The sequence below is a fragment of the Kitasatospora sp. NPDC054939 genome (genome assembly GCF_053610105.1).
This window is the reverse complement of sequence record NZ_JBSGXP010000093.1, coordinates 17,057-33,861: the sequence shown is the minus strand read 5'-3', so window position 1 is coordinate 33,861 and position 16,805 is coordinate 17,057. Positions and strand designations below refer to the sequence as shown.

The following is a 16,805-nucleotide window of genomic DNA, read 5'->3' as shown; positions in this document are numbered from 1 at the left end:
GGCCTCCGGTGTGCTCGCGCCGGCCCTGCGGCCGGTGCGTCGGATCAGTAGCGGTACTGGTCCGACTTGTACGGGCCGTCGACCGGGACGCCGATGTAGTCGGCCTGGTCCTGGGACAGCGTGGTGAGCTTGACGCCCAGCGCGTCCAGGTGGAGGCGGGCGACCTTCTCGTCCAGGTGCTTCGGCAGCACGTAGACGCCGATCGGGTACTGCTCGGTCTTGGTGAACAGCTCGATCTGCGCGATGGTCTGGTTCGCGAAGGAGTTGGACATCACGAACGACGGGTGGCCGGTCGCGTTGCCCAGGTTCAGCAGGCGGCCCTCGGAGAGGACGATGATGGTGCGGCCGTCGGCCTTGCGCCACTCGTGGACCTGCGGCTTGACCTCGGTCTTCACGACGCCGGGGAGCTGCGCCAGGCCGGCCATGTCGATCTCGTTGTCGAAGTGGCCGATGTTGCCCACGATGGCCTGGTGCTTCATCCGGGCCATGTGGGAGGCCATGATGATGTCCTTGTTGCCGGTCGTGGTGATGAAGATGTCGGCGGTCTCCACGACCTCGTCCAGGGTGGTGACCTGGTAGCCGTCCATCGCCGCCTGCAGGGCGCAGATCGGGTCGATCTCGGTGACGATGACGCGGGCGCCCTGGCCGCGGAGCGACTCGGCGCAGCCCTTGCCGACGTCGCCGTAGCCGCAGACGACCGCGACCTTGCCGCCGATCAGGACGTCGGTGGCGCGGTTGATGCCGTCGATCAGCGAGTGGCGGCAGCCGTACTTGTTGTCGAACTTCGACTTGGTGACCGAGTCGTTGACGTTGATGGCCGGGAACAGCAGCTGGCCGTCGCGGTGCATCTCGTACAGGCGGTGGACGCCGGTGGTGGTCTCCTCGGTGACGCCCTTGATGGTGGCGGCGACCTCGGTCCACTTGTTCGGGGTCTCCCCGAGCGTGCGGTTGAGCAGCTCCAGGATGATGCGGAACTCGTCGTTGTCCGCGGTGGACGGGTCCGGGGCGGAGCCAGCCTTCTCGAACTCGACGCCCTTGTGGATCAGGAGGGTGGCGTCACCGCCGTCGTCCAGGATCATGTTCGGGGTCTTGCCGTCGGGCCAGGTCAGCGCCTGCTCGGTGCACCACCAGTACTCCTCCAGCGTCTCGCCCTTCCAGGCGAACACCGGGACGCCCTTCGGGTCCTCCGGGGTGCCCTCGGGGCCGACCGCGATGGCGGCGGCGGCGTGGTCCTGGGTGGAGAAGATGTTGCAGGAGCACCAGCGGACCTCGGCACCGAGGGCCGTCAGGGTCTCGATCAGCACGGCGGTCTGCACGGTCATGTGCAGCGAGCCGGTGATGCGGGCGCCGGCGAGCGGCTGGGAGGCGGCGTACTCGGCGCGGATCGCCATCAGGCCGGGCATCTCGTGCTCGGCCAGCTGGATCTCCTTGCGCCCGAACGGCGCCAGGGAAAGGTCGGCGACCTTGAAGTCACCGGTGATGTCGTTCGACATGCGTCTGCTCCTCGCTGATGGGGTGGGGCACGGCCGAGGTCCGGGTGTGCGCGCAGCACGGCACGGCCGCACGGGTGCGCGGCGACGCCTGGGCGACCCGGCCCCGGTTCGGGGCAGGCACCCTGCTGCACGGCACAAACCGTCGGAGGACCTCTCTCCCTCGACCGGCGCGCGGCCCGCCGGGACGGGTGCGCCGATCGACCGCCATCAGCAGCGACGTTTGGCTCTGCCAGACGAATCTACACCGGCGGCCCCGGGGCGGGGGCGGTCACGGCCCATTTCCGGTCGGCGCCGGGGCGGTCGGGAGGGGGTCCGAACGGTCAGTGCGCGGCGGGGCCGGTGCCGCCCGGGGTGGCGGCCGGGTCGTCGCCCGCGGCGGCCTTCTCGGCGCTGTAGATGTCCGGTTCCAGGTAGATGGCGCGGGCGATCGGGACGGCCCGGCGGACCCGGGCCTCGGCGGCGTCGATGGCCTGCGCCACCCGGTCGGCGGTGTCCTCCGCGTTGACGCCGATCTTGGCGGCGACCAGCAGCTCCTCCGGGCCGAGGTGCATGGTCCGCATGTGGATGACGGCGGTGACGGTGTCGTGGTCGACCAGGGCGTCGCGGATCTCGGCCACCACCTCCCGGTGGGCGGACTCGCCGATCAGCAGCGACTTGGTCTCCACGGCCAGCACCAGCGCGATGAGGATCAGCAGCACGCCGATGCAGAGGGTGCCGATGCCGTCCCAGACGGCGTCCCCGGTGATCACGGTCAGGCCGACGCCGAACAGCGCGAGCACCAGGCCGATCAGCGCGCCGGCGTCCTCCAGCAGGACGACGGGCAGCTCGGGCGCCTTGGCGCGGCGGATGTACGCGGACCAGCCGTGCCGGCCCTTGTCCTTGGAGGCCTCGCGGAAGGCGGTGAAGAACGACCAGGTCTCCAGTCCGATGGCGAGGACGAGCACGCCGACCGGCCAGTACCAGTTGTCCAGCTCGTGCGGGTGGGCGATCTTCTCGTAGCCCTCGTAGACGGCGAACATGCCGCCGACGCTGAACAGCACGATCGACACCAGGAAGGCGTAGATGTAGCGCTCGCGCCCGTACCCGAAGGGGTGCTCGGGGGTGGCGGTGCGCTGCGCGCGCTTGCCGCCGACCAGCAGCAGCACCTGGTTGCCCGAGTCGGCCACCGAGTGGACGCCCTCCGCGAGCATCGACGAGGAGCCGGAGAACGCGAAGGCCACGAACTTGCTGACGGCGATGCCCAGATTCGCCGTCAGGGCCGCGACCAGGGCCTTGGTACCGCCTTCGGTGCTCATGTCTCGGGGTGGTCCCTCCGTCGGGGCCGGTGGTGCGGCCCGCGCTGTGCTGTCGAGCGCATACCGTACCGGCCGCCGCGCGGCCCCGGCCCGCGGTCCGTGCCCCGCCGCCGCCCGCACCCGGGCGGGCCGGCCCCGGGGACCCGGCGTGAGGGCGGGCGCCCTGCACGGTCAGCCCTGTGCGATCAGCCCTGCGCGATCAGCCCTGCGCGGCGAGCCCGAGGTAGACGGCGGCGAAGTCGGTCAGCGCCACCAGGTCGGCGAGCGCGTGCAGCGGATCGGGCCGGGCGGTGGCGTACTCGGTGAGCCGGACCTCGTGCGCGGCGGCCAGCCGGTGGGCGCGGCCGACGCCGAAGCTGCGCGGGGCGTCGTCGTCGGCGGGGACCTCGACAGGCCCCTCCCCCTCGCCGGGGCGGCCGGGGGTGTGGCGCAGCAGCAGCACCTGGAGGTGGAGCGGGTCGGGCTCCTCGACGCGGTCGCGGAAGAAGTCGTCGGGGTCGGCCCCGCCCCCGAGCTGGCCTGTGAACATGCCGCGGTGCTCGATCAGGGCCTGCGGCAGCGGTCCGGCGAGCGCGGGCCGGCCGGCCCGGTCGGCGAGCTGGGCGGCGAAGCGCTGCACCGCGGCGCCGGCCACCGCTCCCTCGGCCCAGAGCAGCGGCACGGTGCCGGCCAGCCGGGCGGCCAGGCCCTTGGCGGGGTTGGTGTACGCGGCGGCGTCGGGCCGGCAGCGGACGGCGCTCTCGTCCAGCAGGTCGGCGACGGCGAGCAGGGATCCGGCGGGGAGCTGGGTGATGCCGAGCCGCTCGGCGAGGGCCAGCAGCGGGGTGAGGTGCGCCCAGAGGGCGGCCGGGTCCTCGGCGGGCAGGTCGGGTTCGGCGGGCCGGTCGAGCCGGGGCTGTTCGGCGTCCGGGAGGCTGGACGGCACGTACGGCAGGGGCAGCGCGCGGACCTGCAGTGCGGCCTCGGCGAGCCGGCTGCCGGCGGGGGCGGTCACCACGATGGGGCAGCCGCGGGCGTAGCCCTGCTCGGCGAGCGAGATCAGGCCCTGCTCGTCCCCGTCGACGGAGCCGATCGCGAGCAGGTCGAGCGGTCCGGCCCAGCCGGGCAGCTGCCAGCCGAGGCCGGCGGCGAAGGCGGGGGCCGCGCCGCGGTCGGTGCGCGGGACGGGTGCGGCGTCGACCGGCGCCAGCGGGGTGACCAGGCTGCCGGTGCCGGCGAGGGCGGCGAGGAAGCCGCCGGCCGTCAGGACGCTGCCGTGGCCGGCGACCAGGACGGCGCGCGGCCGGCCCTCGGGGCGCAGCCCGGAGACGGCCTCGTCGGCGAGCCGCAGCGCGGTGCGGACCCGGGCGCCGGCTCCGGCCAGGGCGAGCAGGGCGCGGTCCCGGTCGGCGCGCTGGAGGGCGGCCGGGTCGTCGAGCAGGGTGTCGTCGAGCATGCGGCGGGCCTCCGGCTGAGGGGTGTGGAGCGGCCGACGGGGGGCGGGTTCCCTCAGGATCGGGCCGGGCGGCGGGCCTCGTCCACCAGCAGGACCGGAATGCCGTCGCGGACCGGGTAGGCCAGGCCGCAGTCCGTACCGGTGCAGACCAGCTCGGGGGCGTCCTCGGTGCCGGCCTCGGTGAGCGCGGCCCGGCACTGGGGGCAGACCAGGATCTCCAGCAGGAAGGCTTCCAGCTTCATGGGGTGTCGGGCTCCAAGTCGGTGGGTGGGCACGGCGGTGCCCCGGCCGGTGGTAACACTACCGGCCGGGGCAGCGGGCGGCTCGCGTCGGGCGCGGGCCGCGGGGCGCGACGGTGTCGGGCGCTGGGCCCGACGGGTGTCAGGCGCGGACGATGGCGAGGACGCCGTCGCGCAGCTCGGCCATCCGCGCCGGGTCCTTGGCCTCGACGTTGAGGCGCAGCAGCGGCTCGGTGTTGGAGGCGCGCAGGTTGAACCACCAGTCGGGGCCGGCGACGGTGAGGCCGTCCAGCTCGTCGACGGCGGTGCCCTCGACGGCGTAGGCGGCCCTGACCGCGGCGGAGCGCCCGGCCTGGTCGGCGACGGTGCTGTTGATCTCGCCGGAGGCGGCGTAGCGGTCGTACTCGGCGGTGAGGGCGGAGAGGGTGGCGTCCTGCCCGCCGAGGGCGGCGAGGACGTGCAGGGCGGCGAGCATGCCGGTGTCGGCGCGCCAGAAGTCGCGGAAGTAGTAGTGCGCGGAGTGCTCGCCGCCGAAGACGGCGTCGGTGACGGCCATCTCCTGCTTGATGAAGGAGTGGCCGACCCGGGTGCGGACGGGGGTGGCGCCGAGCTCGCGGACCACCTCGGGGACGGTCCAGGAGGTGATCAGGTTGTGGATGATCGTCGGCTCGGCCTCGCCGGCGGCCCGGGCGCGGGCGATCTCGCGGGCGGCGACCAGGGCGGTGATCGCGGACGGGGAGACCGGCTCGCCGCGCTCGTCGATGACGAAGCAGCGGTCGGCGTCGCCGTCGAAGGCCAGGCCGAGGTCGGCGCCGGTCTCGCGGACCTTCGCCTGCAGGTCGACGAGGTTGGCCGGGTCGAGCGGGTTGGCCTCGTGGTTGGGGAAGGTGCCGTCCAGCTCGAAGTACATCGGGACGAGGTCGAGCGGCAGGCCGTCGAAGACGGTGGGCACGGTGTGGCCGCCCATGCCGTTGCCGGCGTCGACGACGACCTTGAGCGGGCGGATCGCGGTGAGGTCGACCAGGCCGAGCAGGTGGTCGGCGTAGCCGCGCAGGGTCTCGCGGGTGGAGAGGGCGCCGGGCTTCACGTCGACCGCGGGGACGGTCACGGTGTCGTCCTCGGCGGTCCAGCCCTCGACCAGCTCGCGGATCTCGGCGAGGCCGGTGTCCTGGCCGACCGGGGCGGCGCCGGCCCGGCAGAGCTTGATGCCGTTGTACTGGGCCGGGTTGTGGCTGGCGGTGAACATCGCGCCGGGCAGGTCGAGGCTGCCGCTGGCGTAGTAGAGCTGGTCGGTCGAGCAGAGCCCGATCTCGACGACGTCGGCACCGTACGCGGCCGCGCCCTCGGCGAAGGCGCGGCTCAGCGACGGCGAGGAGGGGCGCATGTCGTGGCCGACGACGATCGCGGACGCCCCGGTGACCGTGACGAACGCGGCGCCGAAGGCCCGGGCGAGGCTCTCGTCCCACTGGTCCGGCACGACGCCCCGGACGTCGTACGCCTTCACGAGCTGCTTCAGGTCGCGCACTGCGGTTCCACCCTGGTCTCTGTCTGATCGTCGGGCTGATCGCCCCTGGTCACGATATGTCGGAGTACGGCACCGTTCGGTCACCCGACAGGGGGGCAGCGTACCGGGAGCCGGGGAACGGCCGGAGCGGCGGATTGCTCAGTTGTCGGGCGAGCGCAGCACCCGGAGGTGGCCGCGGCGGCCCGCCTCGGTGGATTCGCCCTCGGGGGCGCGGCCCTGACGGGGGGTCTGCGGGCGGGCGGCCTCGCGGACGGCGTTGGCGAGGGCCTCCAGATCGTCGCTGCTGCGGCGCAGCGGCCCGACCTCGGCGGCGAGGCGGACGACCTCCCAGCCGCGCGGGGCGGTGAGGCGCTCGGCGTGCTCGGCGCACAGGTCGTAGCAGTGCGGCTCGGCGTAGGTGGCGAGCGGGCCGAGGACGGCGGTGGAGTCCGCGTAGACGTACGTCAGCGTCGCGACGGCCGGTCGGCCGCACGCGGTCCGCGAACAACGACGTACAGAGCTCACGAGGGTGGACGGTACAGCACTCCCCGCCGGGGCGCGAAGACCGCGTCGTCGCCGGGTGTGCCGTGTCGCGCCGTGCGCGCCCGTGCGTGCGCTCCCGCTCCCGGCGATCGGGTGCGGGGGTGGTCCACTTCCCGGCCGCCAAGGACTACGCTCGGCAGTGATATGGACAGCTCCGCACCGCAGTCATCGACGGGACCTTCACGCCGGCGCCGCCACCGCGACCGGCACGGACGGGGTCTGCGCGGCCCGTTGGCGCCGCCGCAGGTGCCGATCTCGCTCAGCCGCTCCGAGTTGTTCGACGACTACGTACGCGAGTCGGTGGAGCGGCTGGAGCGGCGCTGGCCGCAGCTGATCGAGGTGGAGTTCGCCGTCCAGGAGGTGCCGCTGCACGAGCCGGACGCGGCGGACGGCGACGGCGTTCCGCTGGGCCGGGTGTCGCCGGGCCGACAGGGGCGCAAGAGCCAGATCGTGGTGTACCGGCGGCCGGTGGAGATCCGGGCGAAGTCGCGGGAGGACCGCGCGGCGCTGGTGCACGAGATCCTGATCGAGCAGGTGGCGGAGCTGCTGGGGCTCTCGCCGGACGCCATCGACCCCCGGTACGACGAGGACTGACGCGCGGTGCGCGAAGGGGCGGCACCCGGCCGGGTGCCGCCCCTTCGCGCTGCGCGGTCGGCGCAGGACGACGCCGGTCAGCGCTGGACGACGCCGGGGTCGGGTGCGGCGTGCGGCACCTCGACGGAGCTGCGGTCGTCGCGCACCGACTGCACGGTGAACATCGGCACGTCCTTGGCGGGCAGCGCGAGCATCCGGGCCGCCACGACCGGGCCGCCGGAGACGGTCTCCACGGTGAGCGCGAAGGAGCCGTTCAGCCCGGCGGGCTCCGGGGCGGGCAGGGCGACGGTGCCGCCGGCCGGGAGCTGCACCTCCTTGCTCGCGGGGGTGCCGCCGTTGCTGCCGGCGGAGGAGGTCACCCGGACGGTGGCGGCCTCGCCGGTGGAGGTGAGGAAGAGGGTGGACGCGCCGCCGCCGCGGTTGTCCGCGACGGTGGCCCGGGCGCCGACGGGGGCGGTCCCGGCGAGCCAGGCGGCGTCGGACTTCCCGTTCGGGCCGGTGCGGTCGATCCGCAGGCCGGCCACCACGGGGGTGGCGTGCTTCTCGTCGCTCGGGGAGAGCCGCAGGCCGGCCACCTCCTCGCGGGTGATCTTCCCGAGGTCCACGGCGGCGACCATGCCGGCCTTGACGTGGATGGACTCGTTCCCGGCCGGGGTGAACCAGCCGTTCTTGCCGGAGAGCTGGATCTTCAGGTCGGCGTCGTCCTCGGCCGGCGCCCAGACCACCAGCCGGGCCGAGGCGGTGTCGGCGGGCAGGCCGGGCAGCACCTGGACGGGGGCCGGGGCGGTGGCGGGCAGCCAGTCGGCGCCCTTGTTGCCGTCGGCGGCGTGCAGGGCGGCACCGATCCGGCCGCTGCGGGCGACCACCTGCACCGCGAGGTCGGCGACCTGGCCCTTGCTGATGGTCGGCAGCAGCACGGACTGCGAGCTGCCGGGGGCGACCGTGATGCCGTTGGCGGCGTCGCTCTCGATCAGGCCCTTCTCGCCGTACAGCTTGATGTCGACGACGGCCGCGGTGGCCTCGGTGTTGACCAGGCTGAGGTAGTCGTTGCGGTCGCCGGCCGTGCTGGCGCCGGCGAACCAGAAGCCGGTGCCGGCGGCGGTGCAGGTGATGCCGGACAGGCCCAGGCCGCGCTGCTCGGTGACGGTGGTGGTCTGGGTGACGGTGAAGCCGGGGGCGTACGCGCCGGTGGCGGTCGCGCCGGTGCCGGGGGCGGCGTCGCCGTTGGCGGCCGGGGCGACGGCGGGGGTGCCGGGCTTGGTCAGCACCAGCCGGGCGTCGGAGGGCGCGGTCGCGGGGGCGCCGGCGGCGGGTGCGGCCGAGGGCGCGGCGCTGCCGGTCGGGGCGGGTGCGGCGGTGGCCGTCGGCGCGGGTGCGGCGGTGGGGGCGGCGGTCGGCGCGACGGCGGGGGCCGCGGCATCACTGAGCCAGCCGGCGCCGGCGTCCTTCGCGCCCTCCGCGCCCGCGGTGCCGACCGGGCTGAAGGCGGTCAGGCTGGTCGAACCGGTGAGGCCCTGCAGCGGCTGCGGGCAGACCGCGGAGGTCCGCTCGACCTGCGTGGTGGTCGCGGCGCGGCCGCTCCCCCGGTCGGCCGCACCGGCCGGCGGGCGCAGTTCGGCGACCCCGAACACCACGGCCAGCACGGCGGCGGCGGCCAGCAGCGACTGGGTGGTCCTCGTGCCGCCCGAGCCGCCGGTGGCGCCGGCCGGGCCGGACCCCGACGGTGCGGAGCCGGACCGGGACGGGCGCGACAGCTTCGGCTTGGTGAAGGCGGGCTTCTTCATCGCGGGTCAGCTCCCCGATCCGTGGTGCGGGTACCGGCCGGGGGCGTCCTGGCCGTCGGGGCCGTAGTACGGCCCGTCCTGCGGCTGCCCCGGCACCCAGGGCTGCTGCTCGGGGTACTGCTCGTAGCCGTACGGCTGGTCCTGCGGGTAGCCATGCTGCTCGTAGCCGCCCTGCGGGTGGCCCTGCTGCGGGTAGCCGTCGGCCGGGTGGCCGTGGCCGCCGTACGGGGCGCCGACCGGCTGCTGGGCGGCGTACGGGTCGTAGCTGTACGGGTCGGCCTGCTGGTAGCCCTGGTAGGGGTCGGCGTACGGCTCGGCCTGCTGGACGGCGTCGGCGGCCCGGACGGCCTCCAGCGGTTCGCCGGACGGCTGGGCGGGGACGGCCCCGGCGTAGATGCCGGCCTCGTCGGCGCCGGGCTCGCCGCCCTCGCCGCGTTCGGCCATCCGGCGGGCCCGGCGGCTGCCGGGGACGGGCGCCTGGGCCTGGGCGGCGGCGGCCAGCGCGGCGGCGGCGACCACCTCCTCGGGCAGGTCGTCGTCATTGTGGTTGCGGCGGCCGGGCAGGGCCAGCACCAGGACGGTCAGGCCGAGCAGCAGCTGGGCCCAGATCCAGCCGGTGTGCAGCAGGCTGCCCTCGCGGGTGACGGTCAGCTTGCCGCCGCCGGCGGGCAGCTTGAAGCCCTGCGCCCAGCCGTCGACGGTGACCGGCTCCAGCGCGGTGCCGTTCAGGGCGGCCTTCCACTCGGGGGCGGCGGCCTCGGCCAGGCGCAGCACCCGGCCCTCGGGGCCGCCCTCGATCGTGGTGGCGAGGTCGCGCTCGCCGGAGGGCACCGCGGTCGGGCGGGCGCCCGGGGTGGTGATCACGGCGCGGGTGGCGGCGGCGCCGGTGACCTGCCAGAGCGCGCCGCGGCCGTCCTGGTTGGCCTTGGCCAGGCCCGGGGTGGTGTCCAGCACCTCGCGGACCTTGCCGGCCAGCGGCTGGTCGACCAGGACGTAGGCGACGCCGTAGCCGGAGAGCGCGTCCGCCTGGTCGGCGCCGGAGCCGGCGAGCAGGCGGCCGACCATCCGGTCCAGGCCCTCGACGGTGCCGGTGGCCGGGTCGACGGTGGCTTCGGCCTCGCCGAGCGCCAGCCCGGCGCCGCGGACCAGCGTGTAGTGGACGGAGGAGCCGTCCGCCTCGCCGGTGATGACGAGGGTGCGGGAGCGGTCGGTGGTACCGGCCTCCTCCGCGATGAACGCGGGGACCTGCGCGGCGTTGCCGCGCTGCAGCGGGCCGTCGGCTCCGGTGGCGGCCCACCAGACGCCGGTGCCCAGCGGGGCGAGCACCGCGGCGGCCACCACGAGGGCGGCGACCGGCTGGCGCCAGCCGAAGGCGATGCCCGCCACGCGGACGCCGGCGCCGTCGGCGCCGATCGCGGCGGCGGCCAGCAGTGCGATGCCGGCCAGCAGGGTGGCCGGGCCGGACCACGCGGGGACGGCCGGGCCGCCGGAGGCGGGGGTGACGGTGGTGCCGGCCACCGCGACGGCGAAGACCATGCCGGCCCCGGCGGCGCCCCAGGCGGCGAGCACCGCGCGGCGGCGGTCGGCGCGCAGCAGGGCGGCCAGGGCGGCGAGCACCACGCCCGCCGAGAGCCAGACCGGCGGCACCCCGGCGCCGCCGGGGTTGACCAGGAGCAGGCCGAGCGGGGTGGCGGCGGAGCCGTGCAGCCCGGGCAGGCCGGCCTCCAGCAGCAGCCGCGAGGGGTGCGCGAGGACCTGCAGCGACCACGGGGCGAGCACCAGGACGGGCACCGCGAGGATCACCAGGACGCGTAGGCCGAGCAGGCGCAGCGCCTCCGCGCCGGAGCCGAACGCGCCGCCCCGCACGACGGCGGCGACCAGCGCGGCCAGGCAGAGCGGTACGGCGAGGGCCCAGGCCAGCGGCACGAAGGCGGTGGCCAGGGTGAGCAGCAGGACGGTCATCCAGGCGGAGCGCCAGCCGGGGCGGGCGCCCTTGGCGGCGGACTCGTCGCGGATGCCGAGGCCGGCGGTGATCGCGGCGGCGCGGGCCAGCGGCGGCAGCAGCACGGCGAGGACGGCGGTGCCGATCCGGCCCTGGGCGAGCGCGCCGGTGGCGGCGGGCAGCAGCGCGTACGTGGCGGCGGCCCAGGCGCGGACCAGCTTGGAGTCCAGCAGCGGCCGGGAGACCAGGTAGGCGCTGACGGCGGCGAGCGGGACGGAGAGGACGACCAGCAGGGTGACCGCGAGGTCGGCGTGGTCGAAGAGGATCCAGGAGAGCACCGAGAGCACCGCGAGGTAGGGCGGTGCGGCGGAGGTGGAGCCGGTGCCGACGGGGTGCCAGGGGTCCGCGTACAGGGCCCAGAGGCCGCCGGCGCCCTCGGCGGCGGGCAGCAGCGCCCCGCCGAACAGGCTGCCGGCGCCGAACAGTCCGCGGCAGGCGACCAGCGCGAACACCAGCACGGCGGCGAAGAGCACCGGCGCGGGGCGCCGGGCGAGCTTCTTCAGCAGCGCGAACTGCTCGACCACGAGGTCCTCGGCGTCCTCGTCGCCGCCGGCCTCGGCGGAGCCGTGCCGGCCGGCGCCGGAGTCGTCCCCGCCGCCGATGCCGAGGGAGCCGATGACGCCCTCGACGGCGAGCCGGGCGGTGGCGCCGGGTGCGGGGAAGAGCGTGCGGTCGTCGAGCGCGTCGGCGGCCCGGGTGCGGGCGCGGCGTTTGCGGGCGGCCAGCAGCCGGGGCAGCCGGACGAGTTCGTGGCCGAGGCCGGCGATCTCGTCGAAGGCCTGCTTGGGGTCCTTGCCGAGCAGGTTGGTGACGACCCGCAGCAGGGTGCCGAGCACCAGGCGCAGCAGGACGTACGGGAAGAGCGCGCCCTTGGAGTTGGCGAGCAGCGTGTAGACGGCGCCGGCCTTGTCGACCCGGTGCGGGTGGGAGGCGCCGCAGTCGATGGCGCGGCGCTCGCGGCTGGCCGCCTCGGCGTGCCGCAGCACGGCGTCGGGGGCGACCACCACGCGGTGGCCGGCGGCGTTGACCCGCCAGCAGAAGTCGGTGTCGTCGCGCATCAGCGGCAGGGCCCGGTCGAAGCCGCCGAGTTCCTCGAAGACGTCGCGGCGCACCAGCATGCCGGCGGTGGAGACGGCGAGCACCGGGCGGACCTGGTCGTGCTGGCCCTGGTCCTGCTCGCGGCGGTCGAGGCCGGTCCAACGGCGTCCGGAGCGGGCGATGGTGACGCCGACTTCGAGCAGCTGCCGGCGGTCGTACCAGCTGCGCAGCTTGGGGCCGACGACGGCGGCGCTGGGGGTGGAGTCGGCGACCTGGAGGAGGCGGCGCAGCGCGTCGGTCTGCGGCTCGCAGTCGTCGTGCAGCAGCCAGAGCCATTCGACCGGCCGGGTCTCGCGGGGGCCGCTGCGGCCGAGGTCGTCCTCCTCGCCGAGCGGGTCGCCGAAGTCGTCCCAGCCGCCGGTGACGGGGTCGTAGCCGGAGGGGTCGAGCCGGTAGGGCAGGTCCTCGGGGCGCAGCGGCGGGCTGTTGAAGACGGCCTCGCCGACGGCGGTGCCGAAGCCGGCGCGGCGGCCGAGCACCAGCGGGCCGCTCTCGGGCAGCCAGTCGGCGAGGGTGTCGGCGAGCAGCTGCGGGGAGGCGTCGGTGGAGCCGGTGTCGACGGCGAGCACCCGCTGGACCGGCCGGTCCTGGCCGAGCAGGCCGGCGAGGGCCTGCGGCAGCCAGCGGGCGCCGTCGTGCGAGACGATCACGGCGGTGACCAGGTGGCGGGGATAGGCGGGCGGCCTGGCAGCTGAGTAGCCGCTCTGGTGGCTGTAGACGGTCATCGAGTGCGCGGGCCCCAGTTCTCGGTGGACACAGCCGGTGAACGGCAACCGGATGGCGCACCACACTAACGGCTCCGGATGGCGCCGGTGTCCGCGGTGCCCTCCCACCAGGCACCGGGCGCGAGAAAGCGCCCCACCGTCCGGTGAGGCGCCGTTACCGCTGTATCGCTGCCACTGCCCCGGCCGTCACCGCGGTCGCGGGGGCCGGGGGGCCGGTCGGGGTCAGACCGCGCTCTTCTTGAGCCGGCGGCGTTCGCGCTCGGAGAGGCCGCCCCAGATGCCGAACCGCTCGTCGTTGGCGAGGGCGTACTCCAGGCACTCGGAGCGGACCTCGCAGGCGAGGCAGACCTTCTTGGCCTCGCGGGTGGAGCCGCCCTTCTCGGGGAAGAAGGACTCGGGGTCGGTCTGGGCGCACAGCGCGCGCTCCTGCCAGCCGAGTTCCTCTTCGTCCTCCTCGATGCCGTCACCGATCAACAGCTCAAAGAGCTCGCTCATGTGGCGCGCCTCCTCTGCCCCTCTTGGCGTCCCCGTGGTTGCCGTTGCCGGTGCGGCCGACGACACGAGTGAAATTACAGTTGCGTCACTCTGGCTCAGTCAAGCCGAGCTCTGGTATTGGGGCCGGGATTCACTCCCTGGCACCAAGCCGTTACGAATAGTGTACATATCCGGACATCTCGGACGAATCGCCCGGATCTCGCCGGAAGCCACGGAACCATCCGCAACCACCCGCCGACTGACCCGCAGTCACCGTGACAGGACGGTCATCGGGCTGCCTTCCCGGCGATCTTCCCATCGAAACCTAGAGCGTGATTTATCACCCCATCCGGTACTTCCCGCCCGAACTCCCCCGAATGCCCCATCGTCCGGTTTGACACTGCACCCCCGCGTGCGGTCTCCTTGCCCCTATGTCAGAGTTCGCCAGCCCCCGGAGCGGTTCCGCGCTCCGCCGTGCCGTGAACTCCTCGCGCTGTTGTCGCCTCTGTTCCTCCTGTATCTAGGCGCCCGCGTCCCACCGCGCGCCGCCCAGGACACCAGAGGCCGCCCGCGATCTCCCGCCCCAGGACATCCCGGATCCGGCTGATCCCTGACGAACCAGCCGTACTCCGAGGACGAACCCGTGCGCATGACCCGCATCCGCAAGCGCAACCGCGACCGCGCCAAGGCCGCCCGCCGGCTCGCCGCCGCCCCCCGCACGCCCGACCGCCGCTGGGCCGACGGCCTGAGCGACGTCTCCATCGCCGGCGACCCGCTCGCCTTCCCGCACCTGGCCCGCACCGACCTGCCCGCCCACCCCACCACCGTCGCCGGGTACGCCCGGCTGGTGCGCGAGATCGCCGCCGACCGCGCCCGCTGGGAGCCGCTGGTCCGCTACGACGCACTGACCCGCTGGTACGCCCGGCTGGAGACCGGCCCCGGCTACGAGGTCTGGCTGCTCAGCTGGCTGCCCGGCCAGAGCAGCGGCTTCCACGACCACGGCGCCTCCTCCGGCGTCATGACCGTCGTCCAGGGCGAGCTCGTCGAGCGCTCGCTCACGCACACGGGCGAAGTCGTTCGGGTGCTGCGCCCGAGCGGCGTGGGGGTCCCCCCGGCCGGAGGCTGGGGGAGGGTCTTCTCCTCCGGGTACCTCCACGAGGTGGTCAACGGCGCGCTGGAGCCCGCGGTCTCCATCCACCTCTACACCCCCGGCCTGACCGAGATGAACCAGTACGGCGGCGCCGCCGTCGTCCCCGAGCAGCACCCGCAGGCGCAGGCCGACGCCCGCTGAGCCCCGCTGACGTGCCGTCGGCCCGTGGCAGGATGGGCACATGCGCATCGTGGCACTGGCAGGCGGCATCGGCGGAGCGCGCTTCCTGCGCGGACTCAAGGCGGCCGTCGGCCCCCAGGACGAGATCACCGTCATCGGCAACACCGGGGACGACATCCACCTCTACGGACTCAAGGTCTGCCCCGACCTCGACACCGTCATGTACACCCTGGGCGGCGGGATCCACGAGGAGCAGGGCTGGGGCCGGACCGACGAGACCTGGTCGATCAAGGCGGAGATGAAGGAGTACGGCGTCGGCCCCGAGTGGTTCGGGCTGGGCGACCGCGACTTCGCCACCCACCTCGTCCGCAGCCAGATGCTGACCGCCGGCTACACCCTCAGCCAGGTCACCGAGGCGCTCTGCGTCCGCTGGCAGCCGGGCGTGCGGCTGCTGCCGATGAGCGACGACCGGGTGGAGACCCACGTCCGGATCACCGACGCGGACGGCACCCGGGCGATCCACTTCCAGGAGTACTGGGTCCGGCTGCACGCCGAGGTCGACGCCGAGGCGATCGTGCCGGTCGGCGCGGACACCGCCAAGCCCGCCCCCGGCGTGCTGGAGGCGATCGCGGCGGCCGACGTGATCCTCTTCCCGCCGTCCAACCCGGTCGTCTCGATCGGCACCATCCTCGCCGTCCCCGGCATCCGGGCCGCCCTGGCCGCCGCGGACGCCCCGGTGGTCGGCCTCTCCCCGATCATCGGCGGCGCCCCCGTCCGGGGCATGGCCGACAAGGTGCTCGCCGCGGTCGGCGTCGAGGCCACCGCCGCGGCGGTCGCCCTCGACTACGGCAGCAGGCCGGCGTCGCGCGGCGGCTCCGGCGGGCGGCCGGAGGGCCTGCTGGACGGCTGGCTGGTCGACACCGCCGACGCGGACGCGGTCGCCGCCGTCGAGGCCGCCGGGATCGCCTGCCGGGCCGTCCCGCTGCTGATGACCGACGTCGAGGCCACCGCCGCGATGGCCCGCGCCGCCCTCGACCTCGCCGAGCAGGTGCGCGCGTGACGCTGAGCATCCTGCCGGTCCCGGGGCTGCCCGAGATCGGCGCCGACTCCGACCTCGCCGAGCTGATCGCCAAGTCCGGGACGTACGAGGACGGCGACATCCTGCTGGTCACCTCGAAGGTCGTCTCCAAGGCCGAGGGCCGGGTGCTGCGGGCCGCCGACCGGGAGGCCGCGATCGACGCCGAGACCGTCCGGGTGGTCGCCCGGCGCGGGACGATCCGGATCGTCGAGAACCGCAACGGCCTGGTGATGGCCGCCGCCGGGGTCGACGCCTCGAACACCGGGCCGGGCACCGTCCTGCTGCTGCCCGAGGACCCGGACGCCTCCGCCCGTGCGCTGCGCGCCCGCCTCCAGCAGCTCACCGGGCGCCGGCTCGCCGTCCTGGTCACCGACACCTTCGGCCGGCCCTGGCGCAACGGGCTCACCGACGTCGCGATCGGCGCCGCCGGGCTCGCCGTCCTGGAGGACCACCGGGGCCGCCGCGACACCCACGGCAACGAGCTGGCCCTCACCGTCACCGCCACCGCGGACGAACTGGCCGCCGCCGGAGACCTGGTCAAGGGCAAGGCCACCGGCACCCCGGTCGCCGTCGTCCGCGGCCTCGGCCACCTGGTCACCACCGAGGACGGCCCCGGCGCCCGGCCGCTGGTACGGCCCGCCGCCGACGACATGTTCCGCCTCGGCACCTCGGAGGCGCTGCGGCAGGCCGTCACCCTGCGGCGCACCGTCCGCAGCTTCACCGCCGAGCCGGTCGACCCGGGCGCCGTCCGCCGCGCGGTCGCCGCCGCGGTGACCGCCCCGGCCCCGCACCACACCACGCCCTGGCGGTTCGTCCTGCTGGAGGCGCCGGAGACCCGCACCCGCCTGCTGGACGCCATGCTCGCCGCCTGGCAGCGGGACCTGCGCGAGCTCGACGGCTGGGACGAGGCCAGGACCGCCCGCCGCACCGCCCGCGGCCAGGTCCTGCGGGACGCCCCCTACCTGGTCGTCCCCTGCCTGGTCATGGACGGCTCGCACAGCTACCCGGACGCCCGGCGGGCCGCCGCCGAGCGCGAGATGTTCACCGTCGCCGTCGGCGCCGCCGTGCAGAACCTGCTGGTCGCGCTCACCGGCGAGGGCTACGGCTCCGCCTGGGTCTCCTCGACGATGTTCTGCCGCGACACCGTCCGCACCGCCCTCGACCTCCCGGCCGACTGGGACCCGATGGGCGCCGTCGCCGTCGGCCGGCCCGCCGGGGCACCGCGCCCGCGCCCCGAGCGCCCGGCCGACCCGTACGTGGTGGTCCGCTAG

13 protein-coding genes are annotated in these 16,805 nt (G+C 75.1%); 4 read left to right on the top strand and 9 right to left on the bottom strand.

The window, feature by feature from the left end:
* Positions 1 to 44: 44 nt before the first annotated feature.
* The 6 genes from ahcY to ACWGB8_RS24580 all read right to left on the bottom strand — a co-directional run bounded on the left by ahcY (position 45) and on the right by ACWGB8_RS24580 (position 6,491).
* Positions 45 to 1,493, bottom strand: a complete 1,449-nt coding sequence (gene ahcY / locus ACWGB8_RS24605) for an adenosylhomocysteinase (protein WP_452215740.1) — start codon at positions 1,491 to 1,493, stop codon at positions 45 to 47.
* Between the two features lie 320 nt (positions 1,494 to 1,813).
* Entirely contained in the window at positions 1,814 to 2,788 is a 975-nt protein-coding gene (locus tag ACWGB8_RS24600) for a cation diffusion facilitator family transporter (protein WP_452215739.1), read from the bottom strand.
* A 199-nt stretch (positions 2,789 to 2,987) separates the two neighbouring features.
* Positions 2,988 to 4,223: an SIS domain-containing protein gene (locus tag ACWGB8_RS24595; protein WP_452215738.1), complete on the bottom strand. Its 1,236-nt coding sequence runs from the start codon at positions 4,221 to 4,223 to the stop codon at positions 2,988 to 2,990.
* 53 nt (positions 4,224 to 4,276) lie between these two features.
* Entirely contained in the window at positions 4,277 to 4,465 is a 189-nt protein-coding gene (locus ACWGB8_RS24590; RefSeq protein WP_452215737.1) for a Trm112 family protein, read from the bottom strand.
* 139 nt (positions 4,466 to 4,604) lie between these two features.
* On the bottom strand, positions 4,605 to 5,987 hold the full coding sequence (locus tag ACWGB8_RS24585; RefSeq protein WP_452215736.1) for a phosphomannomutase/phosphoglucomutase: 1,383 nt from the start codon (positions 5,985 to 5,987) through the stop codon (positions 4,605 to 4,607).
* Between the two features lie 138 nt (positions 5,988 to 6,125).
* Positions 6,126 to 6,491, bottom strand: a complete 366-nt coding sequence (locus tag ACWGB8_RS24580) for a DUF3499 domain-containing protein (RefSeq protein WP_452215735.1) — start codon at positions 6,489 to 6,491, stop codon at positions 6,126 to 6,128.
* Positions 6,492 to 6,653: 162 nt separating this feature from the next.
* On the opposite strand from ACWGB8_RS24580, the gene ACWGB8_RS24575 reads away from it, so the two are divergent.
* On the top strand, positions 6,654 to 7,103 hold the full coding sequence (locus ACWGB8_RS24575) for a metallopeptidase family protein (protein ID WP_452215734.1): 450 nt from the start codon (positions 6,654 to 6,656) through the stop codon (positions 7,101 to 7,103).
* Between the two features lie 77 nt (positions 7,104 to 7,180).
* On the opposite strand, the gene ACWGB8_RS24570 is transcribed toward ACWGB8_RS24575, so the two are convergent.
* The 3 genes from ACWGB8_RS24570 to ACWGB8_RS24560 form a co-directional block, all read right to left on the bottom strand.
* Positions 7,181 to 8,887 (bottom strand): DUF5719 family protein, encoded by a 1,707-nt coding sequence (locus ACWGB8_RS24570; RefSeq protein WP_452215733.1) that lies wholly within the window; start codon positions 8,885 to 8,887, stop codon positions 7,181 to 7,183.
* A gap of 6 nt (positions 8,888 to 8,893) precedes the next feature.
* Positions 8,894 to 12,712, bottom strand: a complete 3,819-nt coding sequence (locus ACWGB8_RS24565; RefSeq protein ID WP_452215732.1) for a glycosyltransferase — start codon at positions 12,710 to 12,712, stop codon at positions 8,894 to 8,896.
* Positions 12,713 to 12,934: 222 nt separating this feature from the next.
* Positions 12,935 to 13,207, bottom strand: coding sequence for a WhiB family transcriptional regulator (locus ACWGB8_RS24560; protein WP_238862849.1), 273 nt, complete (start codon positions 13,205 to 13,207; stop codon positions 12,935 to 12,937).
* Between the two features lie 622 nt (positions 13,208 to 13,829).
* On the opposite strand from ACWGB8_RS24560, the gene ACWGB8_RS24555 reads away from it, so the two are divergent.
* The 3 genes from ACWGB8_RS24555 to ACWGB8_RS24545 are packed head-to-tail and all read left to right on the top strand — an operon-like array spanning position 13,830 to position 16,805.
* The gene (locus ACWGB8_RS24555; RefSeq protein WP_452215731.1) at positions 13,830 to 14,477 is read left to right on the top strand and encodes a cysteine dioxygenase; all 648 of its coding nucleotides are present in this window, start codon (positions 13,830 to 13,832) and stop codon (positions 14,475 to 14,477) included.
* Positions 14,478 to 14,517: 40 nt separating this feature from the next.
* Complete coding sequence (cofD, locus tag ACWGB8_RS24550) at positions 14,518 to 15,516, top strand: 2-phospho-L-lactate transferase (RefSeq protein WP_452215730.1); 999 nt, start codon at positions 14,518 to 14,520, stop codon at positions 15,514 to 15,516.
* Entirely contained in the window at positions 15,513 to 16,805 is a 1,293-nt protein-coding gene (locus ACWGB8_RS24545) for a coenzyme F420-0:L-glutamate ligase (RefSeq protein WP_452215729.1), read from the top strand. Before cofD ends, ACWGB8_RS24545 begins: the two co-directional genes overlap by 4 nt.

Excerpts from the sequence above, each read along its gene's own strand:
- ahcY (WP_452215740.1), bottom strand. The coding sequence starts at position 1,493 with ATGTCGAACGACATCACCGGTGACTTCAAGGTCGCCGACCTTTCCCTG.
- ACWGB8_RS24600 (WP_452215739.1), bottom strand. The coding sequence starts at position 2,788 with ATGAGCACCGAAGGCGGTACCAAGGCCCTGGTCGCGGCCCTGACGGCG.
- ACWGB8_RS24595 (WP_452215738.1), bottom strand. The coding sequence starts at position 4,223 with ATGCTCGACGACACCCTGCTCGACGACCCGGCCGCCCTCCAGCGCGCC.
- ACWGB8_RS24590 (WP_452215737.1), bottom strand. The coding sequence starts at position 4,465 with ATGAAGCTGGAAGCCTTCCTGCTGGAGATCCTGGTCTGCCCCCAGTGC.
- ACWGB8_RS24575 (WP_452215734.1), top strand. The coding sequence starts at position 6,654 with ATGGACAGCTCCGCACCGCAGTCATCGACGGGACCTTCACGCCGGCGC.
- ACWGB8_RS24570 (WP_452215733.1), bottom strand. The coding sequence starts at position 8,887 with ATGAAGAAGCCCGCCTTCACCAAGCCGAAGCTGTCGCGCCCGTCCCGG.
- ACWGB8_RS24565 (WP_452215732.1), bottom strand. The coding sequence starts at position 12,712 with ATGACCGTCTACAGCCACCAGAGCGGCTACTCAGCTGCCAGGCCGCCC.
- ACWGB8_RS24560 (WP_238862849.1), bottom strand. The coding sequence starts at position 13,207 with ATGAGCGAGCTCTTTGAGCTGTTGATCGGTGACGGCATCGAGGAGGAC.
- cofD (WP_452215730.1), top strand. The coding sequence starts at position 14,518 with ATGCGCATCGTGGCACTGGCAGGCGGCATCGGCGGAGCGCGCTTCCTG.